A 17582-nucleotide genomic window follows, 5' to 3' on the forward strand; every position below is an offset into this window, starting at 1 on the left:
CTGCACCTCTGTACCTCTGCACCTCCCCGGCAGCTGCCAACCGCAGCGGCTTGGCGGCGGCGTTAGCGCGGAACACCGCTGCGGCATATCATATCCTGGTAAAGTTGCTAGTAGGAGGGAGGGAACAAGGTGTCTTCAGATGTGACCGTAACCGGTTTTCCCAGGCGAAAGGTCAAGGTCGAGGTTGTCGTGGCCGACGTCACGACGAGCGTCGTGGCGAGCGGTCGCCTCGTCGTGCCGGCTCCGAAACCGGACATCGCGTCGATCCTCGATACCCAGGCACAAGTGACTATTTCTCAGGTGAGCGTGATCCCTGGGGCAGTGGTGGTGCAAGGTAACGTGAACGTGAATATCCTCTACGTCTCCACTGCGCCGTCGCAGCCCGTGCATGCCTTTGAGGGCACGTTGCCCCTATTCGGAAGCGTAAGCGTGCCTGGGGTTTTCACGGGCATGATCCCCGAGGTGCGTGTGACGAACGTCTTTGCAACATCGCGGCTCGTCGATCCAAGGACGGTCGACGTGAATGTGTTGGTATCTCTGCGCGTGCGGGTGTTGAGGGAGGAGATAAGCGAGATAGTGATCGGTGTGCCCCCCACGATCGTGATCCCGACGGTGGCGGTTCCTGTGACCCCTGTGGTGAAACGACGCGTGGTTACCGTGGAGCGCGCTGTGCTGCAGGGAGAGTCTGAAACCGTTGTGACCGGGACGATATCGATACCGCCTGACAAGCCGGGCGCGTCCCAGATCATCCGAACGGACGCCGCGGCGTCGGTAAGCACCGCCCAGGTCCTGAGGGACAAAGTGGTGGTGAACGGGACCGTGTCCGTGCGCGTCCTTTACGTGGCCATAAGCGCCGGGCAGCCCGTTTTCTCGGTCGACGGCGCCTTGAGCTTCAGCACCATCGTGAGCCTGCCGGGTGTGCAACCCGGGATGTTTGCGCTGGCCTCTGTGCGGGTCGAGACGGCTGACGCAGAGATCGTGAACGCGCGCACGCTCCGAGTGAGGGCTGTGCTCCACGTGTCTGTGGTCGTCACTGTGGATAAAGACCTCACGCTCGTCACGGCCATCGACAACCTGCCGGGACCGCTGGTGGCTGTGCGACGGGATTTCCTTGTGGAAGAGATCGTCGGCCAGGTGGAAGACAGCTCCACGATTCCCGTGCGGATCGTCGTGCCGGCCGAGCTGCCCGCGGTTGGTCGCGTGATCCAGCCGTTGGCACGAGCCCGTGTTACAAGGGTCACGGTCTTGGACGGAGTGGTGCTGGTCGAGGGCACCTTACGGATCACTGTGCTTTATTCGGATCTTCCGTCCCAGAGGGTGTTCGCAACCGTCCAGACGGTGCCCTTCTCGCTGACACTACGCGTGCCGGGCGCTGTGCCCGCATACTACGCCGTGTGCGACGTGGACGTCACAAGGGTCGTGGCCGTCCCCGTTGAGGCACGCGCCGTAAACGTGAGAGTAGGCCTGCGCGGCTGGGCGATGGTCACGCGGATCGACACGGTCTCGGCCGTGGTGGGCGTGAACGACCCGACAACCGCGAGCGCGGGTGAGCAGGGACCTACGTCGGGCCGCGTGCACGTAGTGCAAGTGGGCGAGACGCTATACCAGATAGCCCGGCGGTACGGCACAACCGTTGCGGCGCTCACGCAAGCAAACGCGATCCCGGACCCTGACCGCATCGAGGTCGGAGACACGCTGGTTATCCCATGAGTCGAGCGCGGCGCGGTCGCGGTGAGTCTCCGCCGCTGTCCGCGAGGAGAATGCGAAGGCTGAGGATTGCCCATACGCCGTCCGCCGCGAGGGAACTTCGATGGCTGAGGATCACCCATGCCTGCGTGCGGCGCGCGCGTGCGGGGCGCGCGTGCCGCGAGCGCGGCGCCGACCCGGGAGCGGAGGGGGATCGAGCGGGGAGAGGGCGGTTCCCGTCCCGCCCAGTCCAGCACCGGCGCGCGGACCCTCTCGGTCGTCGGGGGCAGCTCCAATCGTGCCGTGCAGGAGTCCACGATGAAAGCACCCTTCCAACGGAGACCGTTGCCAGCCCACGGAATGCCGCATATGCGCGGGTACCTGCGTGTTGCAGTAACCAGCAGGGCGGCGGCAGGACAGCCGGGTCGCGTTGTCGAACTAACACTAGGCCGCCTTGGGCCCGCCAACAACCTTGTGGGAGATCATTGGAATGGTGCAGCAAGGAAACGCTACGCGGGGGAAGGGGACAGAATTGGAGGACAAATACGCGAAATACGCTGAGCTAGCAAGGAGCCTAGGTGCCGTTGACGCCCTTGTGATCGATGCACGGGACATAGTGTTCGACCCCAGGACCTACCTTAAGTGCATGTACGGCTGTTCCACCTGGGGGAAATGCTGGGTGTGCCCGTCAGCCCCTGGGGCGCTGAAGCCATGGGAGGCCGAGCAGGTATTGTCGCGCTACAGGCGCGCCCTGCTCATCCACACGCACGACAAGGACTCATCCCAAAGGATCTCCTTCGCCGTGGAGAGCCGGGCGTACGTGGATGGGTACTATTTCGCGTTCAGCATGAGTGATTGCGGTCTGTGTGCCGAGTGCAGCCTCCCGGAGGACAAGCCCTGCCGCTTCCCGGACAAGGCGCGTCCGGCTATGCAGGGTATGGGGATCGATGTATACGCCACCGCGCGAAGGCAGGGGCTTCCGATAGAGACGCTCGCCGACGAAAGCCAGCAGCAGAACTGGTATTCGCTTGTAATGATCGAATAGGTATAACGCGGACGGAAGGCGAGCTACCGTCGCAACACGGCCGGGCCGCAACGCGGCCAGGCGGCGATGGAAACATGGCCGGGCGGCATCCATCCGAACGAAGGACCTACGAACGAAGGGCCTACGAAGGGCTTAAGTGGGGGCGCAGGAGAGCGTTGAACTCTCCCCACGTTATGTCGCCTCGGCCCAGTTGAAGCCCACGAAGCCGTCGCCGGGGCCGCGCAGATTGGCAGTTACTGGGGAAGTTCAACAGTCTCGTGCGGAAATCCTTCCGACTTTCCGACTATTGGGAGGGGCTGCCAGCGGTTGCACGATGGGTGTGAGACTCCGTCTACTGGCCTCACAGGTCGGGTTTTGGCGGAGCGAGGCCCGCTCGAGGCGCCGTCCCCGAGTGCGATACCGGCCACCAGGCAACTACTGGAAGTGGGGCAACGACTGACGCATGAAACTGTTGAACTTCCTGAGTACCTACCAGTTCGGCCGGGCACGCCGACCGTCTTGCGCGACTCAGGTGAGCCGTGTTGCTGTAGTGTGGGAAACATCAACAGCGTCACGCATCCTCACTTGAACTTAGAGGAAGAACAGGGAGCGGAAGGAGCGGCGAACTGACGGCAGCGGGATGGGACAGGGGGCAACGCACCGAACGCACCAGCAGGCAGGGAGCCTGCCACCCGCCGTGCCGTGAGGTCGCGCGGCAAAGGACATGGACGCGGCAAGATTCATAGAGCGGCTGAAGCTTGCCCCGGAGTACCGGGGCCAAATCGTGCACGTCGAGGACATCCCCGCGCGGGAGGCGCGTTACGGCGAGCTTGTCCCGCCGCTTCACCCGCGCGTGGCCGGGATCCTGGCAAAGGCAGGCATCGAACGGCTCTACACGCATCAGGCCCAAGCTATAGCTGCGATCCGGGAAGGGCATGACGTCGCCATCGTGACGGCCACGGCGAGCGGCAAGACCCTTTGCTACAACGCGCCTGTCCTCGAGAGGCTTGCTGTGGACCCTGGGGTGAAAGCGCTCTACCTGTTTCCAACGAAGGCGCTCGCTCAAGACCAGCTCCGGGGCCTCCTCCGCTACCGCGAGATCGATCCTGATATGCCGATCGTGGCAGGCACGTACGATGGCGACACGCCGCCCAACGCCAGGCGCAAGCTGCGCGACGAGGGGAACATCATACTCACGAACCCTGACATGCTGCATCAGGGCATCCTGCCACGCCACCCGTCGTGGGGCCCGTTCTTCGCGAACCTCGCCTTTGTGGTCATCGACGAGATGCACACCTATAGGGGTGTCTTTGGCTCCAACGTCGCGTGCGTCATCCGGCGCCTCGAGCGCATCTGTGAACACTACGGTTCGAGGCCGCAGTTCATCTGCTGCTCGGCGACGATCGCAAATCCGAGAGAGCTTGCGGAGAAGCTCATAGACCGCCCCGTCACGCTCATCGATGACGACGGCGCACCGCGCGGACCCAAGAAATTCGTGTTCTGGAACCCTCCGTTCGTGGACGCGGCGCGGGTGGAGCGAGGAAGCTCGAGCGTCGAGGCGGAAAGGTTGTTGGTCGAACTCGTCCGGAACAGGGTGCAGACCATCGCCTTCGTGAAGGCGCGCGTGGTGGCTGAGCTGATCTACAGGTTCGCGCAGGAGCGCCTCCAGCAAATAAGCCCGTCGCTGGCACGCGCCATCAAGCCCTACCGCGCGGGCTATCTCCCCGAAGAGCGGCGGGAGATAGAGCGACGCCTCTTCTCGGGCGAACTCGTCGCGGTCACGTCCACGAACGCCCTTGAGCTCGGTATCGACATCGGCAGCCTTGACGCGGCTATTCTCACGGGCTATCCTGGCACGATTGCAAGCACCTGGCAGCAGGCCGGAAGGGCGGGGCGGGGGCGGGAGGAGGCTCTCGTGGTGCTCATCGGCCAGTCCACCCCGATAGACCAGTATCTCATGAGCCATCCCGAGTACTTTTTCGGGCGCGCTACCGAGGGAGCGGCAATTGACCCTCATAACCCGTACATTCTCGCGAGACACTTGCGTTGCGCAGCTTTCGAGCTGCCCCTGGGGGCGAAGGACGTCGCACGGTTCGGTGAGTACATGCCCGCCATCCTCGAGATCCTCGAGGACCATCGGGAGGTCGTAAGGCGCGGGAACAGGTGGTACTGGTCTTGCCCGTCCTATCCGTCGGAGGCGGTCAAGCTGCGCACCGCGTCCGACAACACCTACACCATAGTGGATACGACGCAGGACCCGGCGGGGACGGCGGCCTGGGCGGGACGTGACCGCCGCCCGCCTTCGGTGAAGGACACCTCGGCGAACCGCGTGATCGGCACCATGGACGAGCCTTCGGCTTTCGAGCAAATCCACCCAGAGGCGATCTATTTGCACGACGGGGAGACCTACTTCGTATCAGAGCTCGACGTGGAGAAGAAGGTCGCCTTTGTGGAGAAGGCTGACGTCGACTACTTCACGCAGTCCATCTCTGAGTCGACGGTGAAAATCGAGAACGAGCAGGAGAACAAGGCGTTTCATCAGGCGACCGCGGCGTTCGGCGACGTCACGGTGACCTCGCTCGTGTACATGTTCAAGAAGATCAAGTTTCACGGCCGGGAGAGCATCGGTTTCGGGAAGGTGAGCCTCCCGCCGCAGGTCATGGGGACCGTCGCCTTTTGGCTGGTGCCGCCGATCTCCACGCTCAATCTGGTGCGCAAATGGGGCAGGGACCCATCCGAGGGGCTCTACGGGATCGGCAACGTCATCACGGAGGTCGTGCCGCTTTACGCCATGTGCGACCCGAGGGACGTGGGGGCGGTCGTGGACTCGCTCAATACAGGCTCGCCGACGCTGTTTGTGTACGACCGCTATCCCGGCGGGGTGGGATTCGCCGAGCGCGCGTACAGGTCGCTTGAGGACGTGCTGAGGGCGTGCCTGGAGCTCGTGAAGGCGTGCAAGTGCGAGGACGGCTGCCCGTCCTGCGTTGGGGCGCCGGTTCCGCCCTTTGCACAGAACGACCCCGATCTGTCGCCGCGCGGCCGCGTTCCGGACAAGGAGGCCGCTCTCATCATCCTCCACGATCTGCTGGAAATGGAGCCATACACGCCCAAGCCGGTGGAGCGGCCTGCCGCAGTCTCGGTCGTGCCGGGGCGAGAGGCGACGGGCTGGCACGAGGCTTCCGGGCCTTCTGTGGCATCGACAGAAACACGTGAGGCCGAGGGGGACGGAGCCGGCGAGACCGGCGGGCCCCGGCTTGGTTCCGGGCCGTTTCAGGCCGGAGGCCAAGGGCGGCCGGCACGCCACCCGTGGCAGCCATGGCAGCGCTCACACCCGTGGCAGCGGTCGGGGCCGGAGCCGGGGCCGGGCAGGTCGAGACTTGACGGCGCCCCAGGCGACCCGGGCGCCGGCGAGTCCGATGCCGGTGAGCCTATTCCCATTCCTGTGCGCCGCTTGCCTGCGAGCATCGAGGCGCGGCTGCGTCGCGAGCTGGCCAACTTCGGCCGCATCGGCGGCACGAACGGGAACGGGCGCCAGGGCAACGGGCCATGGCGAGGACCGAGATGGTGAGCGCGGACGGCAGCGCCGCCCGACTTCTTGCGCTGTTTCTTGTGCCGCGTGGGCTCAAATACGGTGGACCCGGACAAGGATTCCTTTTCACGCCGAAGGAGTCTGATACTGCGTCGCTGGTTCAGTTGGTCTACTGCGCGAGGCGCGCGCTAAGACACTCGTGCAACCGACGGATGCCCTCCTCGATCTGGTCCACCCTCGGCTGGCTGAAGCAAAGGCGGGCCTGGTTCCCGCCGGAGCGATCGGCATAGAACGACGGGCCTGCAACGTAGGCGACGCGGTATTCCTTGACAGCGCGCGGCAGAAGCGCCACCGTGTCGACGCCCTCAGGGAATGTCACCCATGTGTAGAATCCGCCCTGGGGAATGGTATAGGTTATGCTGTCGCCAAAGCACGTGCGGAGAGCCTTCAGTGTCTCGTCCTTCTTCCTCCGGAGGCTCGCGATGGTGACTTCTATCTGCTTCTCTATGAGACCCCGCTTCCCGTATTCGAGCGCCATCATCTGGCCCAGCGAGTTGGAGCACTGGTCTGTGCCTTGCTTGAAGAGGATAGCCTTCTCCATGACCAGCCTTGGGCCGACCATCCAGCCCAGGCGAAGGCCGGGCGAGAAGATCTTGGAGAATGTCCCGAGGTGGACGACGATGTCGTCTTCGTCGAGGGCCTTCAGAGAGGGGATATCCTCTCCGTCGTACCGCAGTTCGGCGTACGCGTGATCTTCCACCACAGGAACGCCGAACCTGGACGCGACGCTGAGAAGGGCCCGCCGCCTTTCGAGGCTCAGGGTGCACCCCGATGGGTTCTGGAACGATGGAATCGTGTAGATGAACTTCGGCATGCGGCCGCCTGCCCGCTTGCCTGCGCGCACGTCCGCGAGCAGCGACTCGAGCTCATCGATCCTCATGCCCTCGGCGTCTACCGGGACGCTTACGATGTCCACTTCGTAGCCTGCGAACGTCTGGAGAGCCCCAATGTATGTGGGAGCCTCGGTGAGCACCACGTCGCCTGGCTCGAGGAAGACCTTGCAAACAAGGTCCAGGCCCTGGAGCGAGCCGCTCGTTATGAGGACGTCAGCTGCGCTGCACTTCATCCCCTGACGGGTGAGCCGCGCCGCCATGAACTCGCGGAGCGCCGTGAAACCGGGCGTCGGGCCGTACTGGAGAGCAACCCCGCGGTTCGTGCGCATTATCTCCTCGCTTATGTCGATGATCTCCGGCAGGAACCACTCGGGGTCGGGAAAGCCGCCCGCGAACGATATCACCGCAGGCTCTTCCGCTAGCGCGAAGAGAGCCGCAAGCTCGGAGCGCTGGACCTTTCGTGCGCGCGAGGCGAACGTGCTTTGCATCTCAGGACCCTCCTCGAGTTTTCGTTCATGTTACCCGCCTATCTGCCCGCCGGCCCGCCTGCCTGGCGGCCGACTGGTGCCGCACATCATCTTTGCGGCCTCACCCATTCCCCACATCACGGGTTCTTCACAAAGCGTTTCCTACATCTCCTACGTCACTCGTCGAGGCGGGGCGGGTGACGCGTGTGGCGGGTCCTTCCCCAGCCGTTCCTTGCGTCATCATTGAGAGCCGTCCAGTGATGTGCATCACTGTTCCGCCCCTTATGTGTTCCGCGCATCGCGCGTGCGAGGCGAAGCGCGATGTGCGTAATGCTTGCTGCCCCCCTGTTCCCTACGTCACGGCATGACACCGAACCAGCCCCTCGCGCCTGCTGACGCTGGAGCCCGGCAGACGCGGGGCGTGGCTTTGCTCCTAGGCAGACCAGTATTTGCGCGCAGTGACTTGTATTCGCGCCGCCTGCGCGATTTCCTGCCCGTTTTCCTCTCCTGCTCCCGCTCCCGCTCCTGCCCCTGTCCATGCCCGTCCGACTCCCACTCCCACTTCCACCCCCACTCCCAGTCCCACTCCCCGTCCCCGTCCCCGTGCCCGTGCCTATGCCCGTGCCTCCCGCCTTTACCAAAACACCGCAGAGTCCGGAATCCGAGTCCCTATGTGGGCTCAATGCCCGGTCTGGCCCGATCTGGTCTTCTGGACACAAAAGGGCTTGGGGCGCGGGGCGCAATCTTCAAGCCCCTATCTTTCACGGCTCCCGGGGGATGCCGAGCACCCGGGCGAATACGAAAGGCGCGCCCAGGCTCGCCCACACGGCCATCGCCGCATACCGCACGAGAGAGAGCACCACCGGCTCAGGAGCAAAGAGCGCCTTGAGCCCCGCGCGGAGCGCGAAGACTCCCCCGAGGCCGATGACCACCTTCGCGACCTGAGTGGCGATGGGCGCGCGCTCCTCTGAGCGCACGAACCTCTCCTCAAGCACGTAACCCGCACCGACGCCCGCCAGGAATCCAACCATCTTGAACGCTTCGGGTGACCTGTAAACGAGGAGCAGAGCGAACGGGGCCGCAGCGACCACAATGACGAGCAACCAGGTGCGCGCGGAAGAGACCGCGCCGAGCTCTGGGCGGCCGGTGACCCAGATGTACGCTGCGAGGATGATCCCGCCGAACAAGAAGCCGCCGACTACGTCGCCGGGAAAGTGGACCCCCAGGTATATCCTGGAGAGGCCTATGAGGAAAACGAGCACGATAGCGACGGCGGTGAACCAGCGCTTTCGGATGGTATGAGCGAGATAGCCCCAAAACACCGTCGACGCTTGTGCATGACCGCTCGGGAACCCGTATCCTCCGCCCGTCTCAGGCATTATGACGCGCACGTCCTCGGGAGACGGGCGGGGCATCCGGAAGAGGTCTTTGAGCTCGGAATTCACGAACGACGACAGGATGAGGAGCACTCCCGTCCTCACGGCGAGCCGCTTTGACACCGTCCAGAAAAGCACCGCCACCATCGCCACGAAGAAACCCTCGGCGCCCAACATAGTGATGGCGCCGAAAACCACGTCGAGCACGGGGTTTGCCACGGATTGCACCGCCCGTATGATGTCCACCTGGCTCACACCTGCCACCTCCATCCGCATCAGGCCATGCCTTTGCGACCGGCTCCGCCTGCCACCAACCGTGCCCGCGTTTCGGCCTTCCCGAATCAAGCCGAGCCGAGCCGGCTCCGCCAGCCCCGCCGGCCCCGCGGGTCCACATCGTAAGTTTCGCCGGCAACCGAGATCTTCCTGCGCACAACAAACGAGGCGCATCAAACCCGCCGCGCCACCAGCGGCGCCGACCCGCGCAACCCTGGTACCCTTGTGACGGGCGGGGGCTGACGCACCGCCACCTGGGAGCCATCCGGGTGCACCTAGACCTAGGAGGGATTTGGCCTGACGGGGCGAAACCACAAATGTACGACGGAAAGGTGGGAAGGTTATGTCGAGGAGGATTTCAATAACGGCTGGAGACGTCAAGGCGGTGGCGGTCCTCAACGAGACGCGCACTGCCGACGCTATCTGGGGCGCGCTTCCCATCACCGGGCTTGCGAATAGATGGGGCGACGAGATCTACTTCGAGATTCCCGTGAGGCTTTCGGAAGAGAACGCGAAGGCCGTCGTGGAGGCCGGCGACCTCGGTTACTGGCCGCCCGGCCGGGCTTTCTGCATATTCTTCGGGCCCACGCCTGTGAGCCGAGGCAATGAGATCCGTCCCGCAAGCCCCGTGAACGTTTTCGGAAGGCTCGAAGGCGGGGCGGAGATTCCGAAGCTCCTAAGAGGCGTGAGGGACGGCGCCAAGGTCGTCATCACCGTGCTCGCCGCCGCCCGCAAAGATGAAGGGTGAAAGATGAGAGAGCGCATTGCCCCCCGAGCCGGGCATCTTTGGACATTCGGATAATGGAGGCATGTACCACGTGGGAAGAGGCATGGGAAGAGGCGATATTGTTAGGACCGCACCGGTAGACAGGGTCATACTCATCGTAATGGACAGCGTCGGCATGGGAGCGCTGCCGGACGCCGCCGCGTACGGGGACAGCGGGAGCGACACGCTTCGTAACACCGCGAAAGCGGTGGGAGGGCTCGACATGCCCTTCTTGGGGCGTCTCGGCCTCGGTAATCTCGTAGAAGCCTTCGGGGAGCCGCTCGCGGGGGTGCCTGCCGTGCCGGCCCCGCTCGCCGCATACGGGCGCATGGCTGAGAGGTCCGCCGGAAAGGACACTACCACCGGCCATTGGGAGATCGCCGGCGTGGTGCTGGACCGACCGTTTCCCGTGTATCCGCACGGGTTTCCGCGAGAGGTCATCGACGCCTTCGAAAAGGCGATCGGCACGAAGGTCCTCGGTAACAAGCCCGCTTCGGGCACGGAGATCATCAAGGAGCTTGGCGAGGAGCACATGAGAACGGGGTTCCCCATCGTGTATACGTCCGCCGACAGCGTGTTCCAGATCGCCGCGCACGAGGATGTGATCCCGGTTGAGCGGCTCTACGAAATGTGCAAGATCGCCAGGTCCATTCTCGTGGGAGAGCACGGCGTGGGACGGGTGATCGCGCGGCCTTTCGTGGGGACGCCGGGCAACTTCACGAGGACCGAGCGCCGCAAGGACTTTTCCATCGAGCCTCCGCGCCGCACCGTGTTAGATTGCGTGAAAGAGGCCGGGATGGATGTCATCGGGGTCGGCAAGATCGAGGACATCTTCGCCTTCCGGGGCCTCACGAGGTCGGACCACACCGGTAACAACGAGGACACCATGAAAGCGGTGATCCGCTTTGCCGCCGAGCGCGGCCGGGGGCTCATATTCGCGAACTGCATAGACTTCGACATGCTCTGGGGACATCGCAACGATGTCCACGGTTACGGAAGGGCTCTCGCCGAGCTCGACCGCATGATGGAGGACCTTGCGGGCGTGCTCCACGAAGGCGACGTGCTCGTCATCACCGCCGATCACGGGTGTGACCCCACCACGCCGAGCACGGACCATTCGCGTGAGTACGTCCCGCTGCTCGTGTACGGGAGCGCGGTGCGGGCGGGCGCGTTCCTCAGCACGCGTCACACGTTTGCAGATCTCGGTCGCACGGTCGCGGACTGGCTGGGCGTGCCCGCAGGAGACCTCGCGGGAGACAGCTTCAAGGCGATTTGCACCAGGTGCGTCTCTTGAGGTGCACCTCTTGGAGGGCCTTTCGGAGCAGGTCCTTTGAGGGGCCATTGATGGCAAGACCCTCGGGGAGGTGGGCCTTGGGTCCGCATTGCGCATGGCCGGGCTCTGGGCTCGCGTGCTTGAGTCATGCGGCACGAAGGCCGAGCTCGAAGTCTAAGTATGTCACCAGAAGTTCGCGCTACTTTTCGGCGGAGGGGTCCTGCCTATGGCTATCGGTGTTGACCTCCGGGGACGGCGCGCTTGCGGCGCGCCTCGTTCGAATTCGGCGCGTGAGATGGCCGAATTCTCCACGCCCCCTCGTGCAAGCACCGGCAACCCTGACGCCGCCAAGAAAGAGGACGAAGACTTATGGCGCCATACTTAGGTGCGCGAGATGGGGAAAGGGGAGGAGAGATGATGGCAGGGACAGCTTGTGGCCGTGGGAAGCCCGAGCTCAAGCTCGAAGTGCTGAACGTGGGCGGGCCGGAGTACACCCAACACCACATCAAGGCCCGGGACGAGGACATCGCGCGTTATTGTTTCATTCCGGGCGACCACATTCGCGGCAGAAAGATCGCCGAGCGGCTGGAAGACGTCAGGCAAGTAAGCGCCACGAGGGGGATGTTCGTTCATACCGGCTATTATGGTGGCGTGCGGATGACCGTGTGTTCCACGGGGATGGGCGGGCCCCAGGTGGCTATCGCCATGGAGGAGCTAGGCAGGATGGGGGCGGACACGTTCATCCGGGTCGGCTCGGCCGGCGGGCTTCAGGATAACATCGGCGTGGGGGATATCGCGATCGCCACGGCAACGTATCGCGACGGGGGGACCTCGTACAAGTTCCTCCCCGGGCCCTTCCCTGCGGTGGCCGACTTTTTTGTGACCCGCACGCTTTATGACGTCGCTCGTGAGCTCGGGGCGCGCATCCACATCGGCGTAGTGTCCGCCGGAGACGCTTTCTACGCTCCGCCAAACCCGGAGTTCAACAAGATGCTGGTGGACGCGGGGGTCATATGTGTCGAAATGGAGAGCGACACAGTGTTCATCCTTGGGCACTACCGACGGTTCCGATGCGGCGCGTTGTTCGTCATGGATGGCGGGCCGAAGACCAAAGTGATCAAGTCGGCCGGCAAGGTATCGATACCCATTGCCAACCACGCCACAGATGAGGATTTCCTGCGCGGCGAGGACATGATCATCTCCATCGCGCTCGAGGCCATGAAACGGATCGCCCTCGAAGACCAGGATAGGAGCGCGAAAGCCGGAGATTGACCCTAGTCATGGCATGGGTCGTGCGGGCGGCGCAGGAGTGCCTCATGGTGGCCCTCCGGGCCTGCGACGGTATCCGAAGTACCCGCGGTATCCGGGACGGCCTGCCGCAGCATATGATCGCAAGCAGGGAGTTCGAATGACGACGAAAGGAGCGCGGGCTCCCGATGCGGCATCATGTGATGCCGAGACAGAGAACGGAGGGAGGAGGTCCGGGTGCTGCGGATTTGCCCGAAATGCGGCCGGGAAGCCGGCCGGGAGTACACCATCGGGATAACCGCGTGTCAACAGGGGTTTCTTTACACATACTGGATGGAGTGCGAGGCTTGCGGCAATCGGTGGCAGGCCGTGCAGCTGCGGAGGGCCTGACCCGGCATGAGCCCGGCGTGATTCGGTGTCCGCTTCGTGTCGGCAGCGGGTCTCGCAAAGAGGGTCCTGCCGAGTGCTGAGAGTGCTGAGAGCCTACAAGCCCCGGGGCCTGCCGGCTTGCCCGGCGGGCCCTGCGTGTCCTTGCGTGCGGGCTTCCCTGGGGCTCCGTGAGTGCGGCATTCCCGTCCCGGCGGCCCGGCGCCGCCGCCGGTGGCGTGGCGCATTAACTAGCGCGGCCCTGCCCCGCCACGGCGGCTACCGCGAGAGGCCGGTGTGGCGGAACCCGAGTCGGCCCAGGACGCTTCTGATGAAGCGGCGCTCAGGCTCGGGAAGCGCGTCGATGAACGAGTCGACCACTTGGGTGAAGCGTCTCCAATCCGCCACCAGGACGATGGCGATCCACAGCACGAATATGGCGAAGTAGCGGGGCGCGCACGCGTAGCTCACAACGAGAGGCAGGGCCGCGAGCGGGGCCGAGAACCCGAGCAGCACGGCCCTGTTGAACCTCGAGAAGAGCGCCGCGACCGCCATGAGCACGGAGTAGCCCGAGAACACGGCGGCCGGGATGATCCCGGCGCGCGCGAATACGTACCCACCGCTCCACATCATGAGTATGTCCAGTGGGAAGTCCGCAGACGCGATCCTACCCCCCGTGCGTCCGGAGGCCCGCGCGAGGTTGCCGTCGCAGACGTCCGTCGTCCATCCTAACAAGGTGAGGAGCACCACAAAGCGCACCACATCGGCAGGCTCCTGGAGGCTCCTCGCGCGCAACAGGAAGATGGCTATGATGCCCCTGGACAGCGTGAGCACGTCAGCCAGAACCTTGAGCGACGCCGCTGCATACATGATACACGCCTCCCCCGACCGTGCATTTGCAGGCGTCTACAGGCGTCCGCCGTCCGCCGGCGCCCGGAAGGCGACGGACCTTGCCGGAGTCTCCAAATCTTCGCGCAAGAGAGGGCAACGAGCCCGCGGTTTCGCTTCTACTCTGATCCTATTCGCCTCTGCGTCAAGTGACACCTACTGCCCCCTGGCTTCGGCCAGGCTAAACGCTCTCGTCTCTAGCCATCCCGACTTCACCGGCCAGCGTGATCCCCATCTTTGAGAATACCGGGCCTATCAGCTCATAGACAACCGTTGACGCTACGACAGTCGTGGATATCATCTCGCCGATGCCCGGGAATTGCTGCTTGACAAGAAGACTTAAGCCCAATGCCACGCCAGCCTGCGGAACCAGACCCAGCCCCAGGTATTTCTGCACAACGCCTGGTGCCTTGGTGAGCGCTCCACCCACTGCGGCACCCGCTATCTTGCCTATGATGCGGAAGAGGACATAGCCTATTCCAAGGATCCCGACGCTTCTCAAGAGCTCGGTGTGGAGGCCGGCCCCTGAGAGCACGAAGAACACCACGTAGATCGGAGTATCCAGAGCCTTGATGGCTTCGAACGCAATCCCTGATCGCTTGGAAAGATTGCCAACCGTTGATCCAAGAGCCATACAAGTAAGAAGCGGGGACAACCCGATCGCTATCGCCAGGCCCGCCGCGGCGAGGATCGAGCCCAGCATGAGCACCTGCGTCTCTGAGCGGTCACGCAGCCCAACCATGAGACGCGTCACCAGGATCCCCGCGGCTGCGCCCATGCCTATCGCGCTCAGGATTTCGGCGATAGGTTGCAGGATCATGGACGTGAGGGAGAGCGATCCGTCGCCCGTGAGCATGACCACTATACCGGATGCCACACCGAAGACCATGACGCATACAGGATCATCTATCGCTACCACGGCAAGAAGGGTATCCGTCATGGGCCCGCGTGCTCTAAGCTCACGGACCACCATTATCGTGGCCGCCGGGGCGGTGGCCGCAGCTATGGCACCGAAAAGGAGTGACACCGCCACCGACTGATGGAAAACCAGCCGCATTGCCGCGAACACGGCTACGGTGCCCCCGAGTGCCTCGAGCGTCGCGATCACTAGCACCCTTGGGCCGAGCCGCCTAATGTTATCAACTGTGAATTCAGACCCTATGCTGAACGCTATAAGCGCCAGTGCGCCATGGCTAATCCACACGGATGCTGAAAGAAGATCTTGCGTAAGCAGATTCAGCACCGGTGGGCCAACGACGATTCCCGCCACAAGATAACCCGTCACAGCGGGGAACTTAAGCAGGTTGGCCGCCTTTCCCGCTATAAGCCCAACCAGCAGCAAAAACCCCCCACTTAGCACGATGTTCATGCTCGTCACGTCTGTCTCGCCTCTCTTCGGGACCACGCCCCCGGTGGCTCCTGCACCGTCAGGACCGACCTACATCTTGTCCTTTTGATCCTCGCCCGTTCGGACTTCGGTCGCGGAGTCATCCGGAGCGAGGCCCACTACCGTCCCGACCGGAACAGTGAAGAGTATGCCTGTGCCGGGACGGGAAAGATCTCCCAGTAGGCGGTTCAACATGTCGATCACCCGCGGCACTTTGTCGTCCTTCATGACAGCGAAAATGGTGTAGTTGTACGGGCGGTCTCCACCGGCGATATACCCGAAGCTAGCGAAAATCGGCACGTGCCGAGATAGTTGCCTTCCCATCCCCGTGCTGTTTATAATGGTTGCCCCACGCACCCCGCAATCGTAAAGGGTCTTGAGGACCTCGTCCAGCTGTTCCGTTTTGTTGAGTACTAGAAAAAGCGCCTGCATACGCAGTCGCCCCCTTATCCTACCGGAGGGTTCTCAGGAGTCTCCGAGATCCTCCAGACGCTCGCGGATGACTTCTGCGTCAGACTCGTCAGCATGCTGAAGAGCAGCATTGAAGATCTCCCGCGCGCGCGCCGCGTACTCGGGATGTGCGTCGGCTCTATCAGCATACATATCGCCCCACCGTATGTAGCCCCAGACCCAATTGGGCCACTGCTGCACGATCGTCCTGAACACCTCATCGCCCTCGTCTACCCGGCCGAGGGCGAACAGTGCCTCGGCTTCGGCCGACCGCATCAGCTGAATGTATTCCTCACCACTCTCGGGGAACACCTCGCAGAACTCCCTCGCGAACCTCAGCCTTTCGCGGGTAAGGCTCGGTATGGACGCGGCCTCGAAGCCGAGATTATCAGCTAGCGTGACGCACCATTCACCGAGCGATGAGGCACCTGAGCAGATCTCCATGGCCTGCTCGATTGAGGCGGCCTTCCCTGCGAAAAGGGCCTTAATGTAATCCCAGGCTCGCAACTGCATCCAGCGCACGGACGACTCCGACGCGGATTCCACCATGTCGAACTCGCTGAACGGGCCTTCGTCCTCGTCCTCATCCTCGTCTTCGTCTTCGTATTCGTCGTCCTCGTCCTCGACATCGAATTCGTCGTAATCTTCCTCCTCGAGCTCTGGGTAGTCCTCGTCTTCTTCCTCATCGCCCTTGCTCCTGGGCACGCGGATATCGAACATGTACTCCTCTGCCATGAGCTCGGTTATGCTTTCGTAGGGGATGGTGTCGCCATCGAGTCGCTCCCAAAGGACCCACGCCGCGTACCACGGGAAGTCTTCGTCCCATCCGGTGGCCGTGACGGGCTGGGTCTCAAACCAGTGCTCGCTCAGGTCCTCCGCGGAGCAGAACTCCTTCACTTCCTCCCGGAAGTCGTCCATAGATATGGAGATGCCGAGGCTATGGAGAGTGGCGAGGATCTTGTCGGTGGTCATCTCACGGACCTCGTCGACGGTCCATGGGGTTTTTCTAGGTATCCTGCTGTTGTTGCGGTGTTTCTTTGGGGCGTTATTCTCGCTGTTTCCTTTGCGTGCCATGACACTCCGCCACTCCCCCATTTCCGTCCCGTCGTCCGTCTGCACGGGCTTGCACGGGGCCCCGCAAGCCAGGGACGGAGGAGGAGGGGCTTTCCTCCTTCCACGAGTTTTCTGACACTCTCTATCTCCGCCCGTCTCCCCGAACCCGGCAGACGCCGCGAACTTCCCGGCCCGTCCACGAGTCGTTGGCGGGCCTAGCGGGCCTGACCGCCCGGGGCGCCTGTCCGCTCGCCCCATCCGTTCTTAGGTTTAGGCCGGGCGCAGCGGCCCTGTGATCGGTCCGCGGCGGGGCGGGGCGCCGGCGAAGGCAGCCCTCACTCTGAGAATCTCTCGTAACAGACGATGTCTTTGAGGGATTTCCTTATCTTGGGTCTCGGGCTGTCGGCTGGGTATCCCAGCGGCATCAGCGCAACGATCTTGTACTGATCCGGAACCCCCAGAACCTCCCTGGCCTTCGGCTGCGAGAACGCTCCGATCCAACACGTGCCGAGCCCCTCGGACGCGGCCGCGAGCGCGATGTGCTCCATGGCGATAGCGAGGTCCACCGCGTAACTGGGGACTTCACAGCTCATCACGTGGTTAGTGCGCAGGGCGACCCCAGCTATCACCACTGGCGCCTGAGCCACGAACGACTGGCCGTTGGCAGCCTCCGCCAGGCGCTGGCGCCTCTCCGGATCGCGCACCACGATGAACTTCCACATCTGACGGTTGCTCGCGGACGGCGCGAGCCTCGCAGCCTCCAGCACCCTTTCGAGGGTGTCAACGGATACGTCCCGGTTCTGGTAAGCACGCACGCTTCGTCGCTCCTTGACGACATCCATGAAATCCATGCTCGACCCTCCGCGTTCGCTCTAGATCTTGCCGGGTGTTGCCTGCTCGCGC

13 protein-coding genes and 1 pseudogene are annotated in these 17582 nt (G+C 63.5%); 7 read left to right on the forward strand and 7 right to left on the reverse strand.

The window, feature by feature from the left end; all coding sequences use genetic code 11:
- Positions 1–129 precede the first annotated feature (129 nt).
- The 3 genes from GX515_04145 to GX515_04155 all read left to right on the forward strand — a co-directional run bounded on the left by GX515_04145 (position 130) and on the right by GX515_04155 (position 6278).
- Positions 130–1710, forward strand: a complete 1581-nt coding sequence (locus GX515_04145) for a DUF3794 domain-containing protein (GenBank protein HHY32207.1) — start codon at positions 130–132, stop codon at positions 1708–1710.
- A 508-nt stretch (positions 1711–2218) separates the two neighbouring features.
- The gene (locus tag GX515_04150) at positions 2219–2731 is read left to right on the forward strand and encodes a DUF2284 domain-containing protein (GenBank protein ID HHY32208.1); all 513 of its coding nucleotides are present in this window, start codon (positions 2219–2221) and stop codon (positions 2729–2731) included.
- A gap of 703 nt (positions 2732–3434) precedes the next feature.
- Complete coding sequence (locus GX515_04155; GenBank protein HHY32209.1) at positions 3435–6278, forward strand: DEAD/DEAH box helicase; 2844 nt, start codon at positions 3435–3437, stop codon at positions 6276–6278.
- 130 nt (positions 6279–6408) lie between these two features.
- On the opposite strand, the gene GX515_04160 is transcribed toward GX515_04155, so the two are convergent.
- Entirely contained in the window at positions 6409–7620 is a 1212-nt protein-coding gene (locus GX515_04160) for a PLP-dependent aminotransferase family protein (protein ID HHY32210.1), read from the reverse strand.
- A gap of 740 nt (positions 7621–8360) precedes the next feature.
- Positions 8361–9230 carry a phosphatase PAP2 family protein gene (locus GX515_04165; GenBank protein ID HHY32211.1) on the reverse strand — a complete coding sequence of 290 codons (870 nt, stop codon included), beginning with the start codon at positions 9228–9230 and terminating at the stop codon, positions 8361–8363.
- A gap of 361 nt (positions 9231–9591) precedes the next feature.
- Here GX515_04165 and GX515_04170 point away from each other — a divergent pair, with 361 nt between their 5' ends.
- The 4 genes from GX515_04170 (at position 9592) to GX515_04185 (ending at position 12925) form a co-directional block, all read left to right on the forward strand.
- Positions 9592–9996 carry a hypothetical protein gene (locus GX515_04170; protein ID HHY32212.1) on the forward strand — a complete coding sequence of 135 codons (405 nt, stop codon included), beginning with the start codon at positions 9592–9594 and terminating at the stop codon, positions 9994–9996.
- A gap of 82 nt (positions 9997–10078) precedes the next feature.
- Positions 10079–11308, forward strand: a complete 1230-nt coding sequence (locus GX515_04175; protein HHY32213.1) for a phosphopentomutase — start codon at positions 10079–10081, stop codon at positions 11306–11308.
- A gap of 348 nt (positions 11309–11656) precedes the next feature.
- A complete protein-coding gene (locus GX515_04180; GenBank protein HHY32214.1) occupies positions 11657–12559 on the forward strand; it encodes a nucleoside phosphorylase in 903 nt (300 codons plus the stop codon).
- 213 nt (positions 12560–12772) lie between these two features.
- Positions 12773–12925, forward strand: coding sequence for a hypothetical protein (locus GX515_04185; GenBank protein ID HHY32215.1), 153 nt, complete (start codon positions 12773–12775; stop codon positions 12923–12925).
- A 654-nt stretch (positions 12926–13579) separates the two neighbouring features.
- Here the strand turns inward: GX515_04185 and GX515_04190 are convergent.
- The 5 genes and pseudogenes from GX515_04190 to GX515_04210 form a co-directional block, all read right to left on the reverse strand.
- Positions 13580–13771: pseudogene (locus GX515_04190) on the reverse strand (hypothetical protein).
- A 199-nt stretch (positions 13772–13970) separates the two neighbouring features.
- Entirely contained in the window at positions 13971–15194 is a 1224-nt protein-coding gene (locus tag GX515_04195) for a cation:proton antiporter (GenBank protein HHY32216.1), read from the reverse strand.
- Between the two features lie 33 nt (positions 15195–15227).
- Entirely contained in the window at positions 15228–15608 is a 381-nt protein-coding gene (locus GX515_04200) for a hypothetical protein (GenBank protein ID HHY32217.1), read from the reverse strand.
- 33 nt (positions 15609–15641) lie between these two features.
- On the reverse strand, positions 15642–16700 hold the full coding sequence (locus GX515_04205; protein ID HHY32218.1) for a hypothetical protein: 1059 nt from the start codon (positions 16698–16700) through the stop codon (positions 15642–15644).
- Between the two features lie 314 nt (positions 16701–17014).
- Positions 17015–17530, reverse strand: a complete 516-nt coding sequence (locus tag GX515_04210; GenBank protein ID HHY32219.1) for a nitroreductase — start codon at positions 17528–17530, stop codon at positions 17015–17017.
- Between the last annotated feature and the right edge of the window lie 52 nt (positions 17531–17582).

This window comes from Bacillota bacterium (assembly GCA_012842395.1).
GTDB lineage: Bacteria > Bacillota > SHA-98 > UBA4971 > UBA4971 > UBA6256.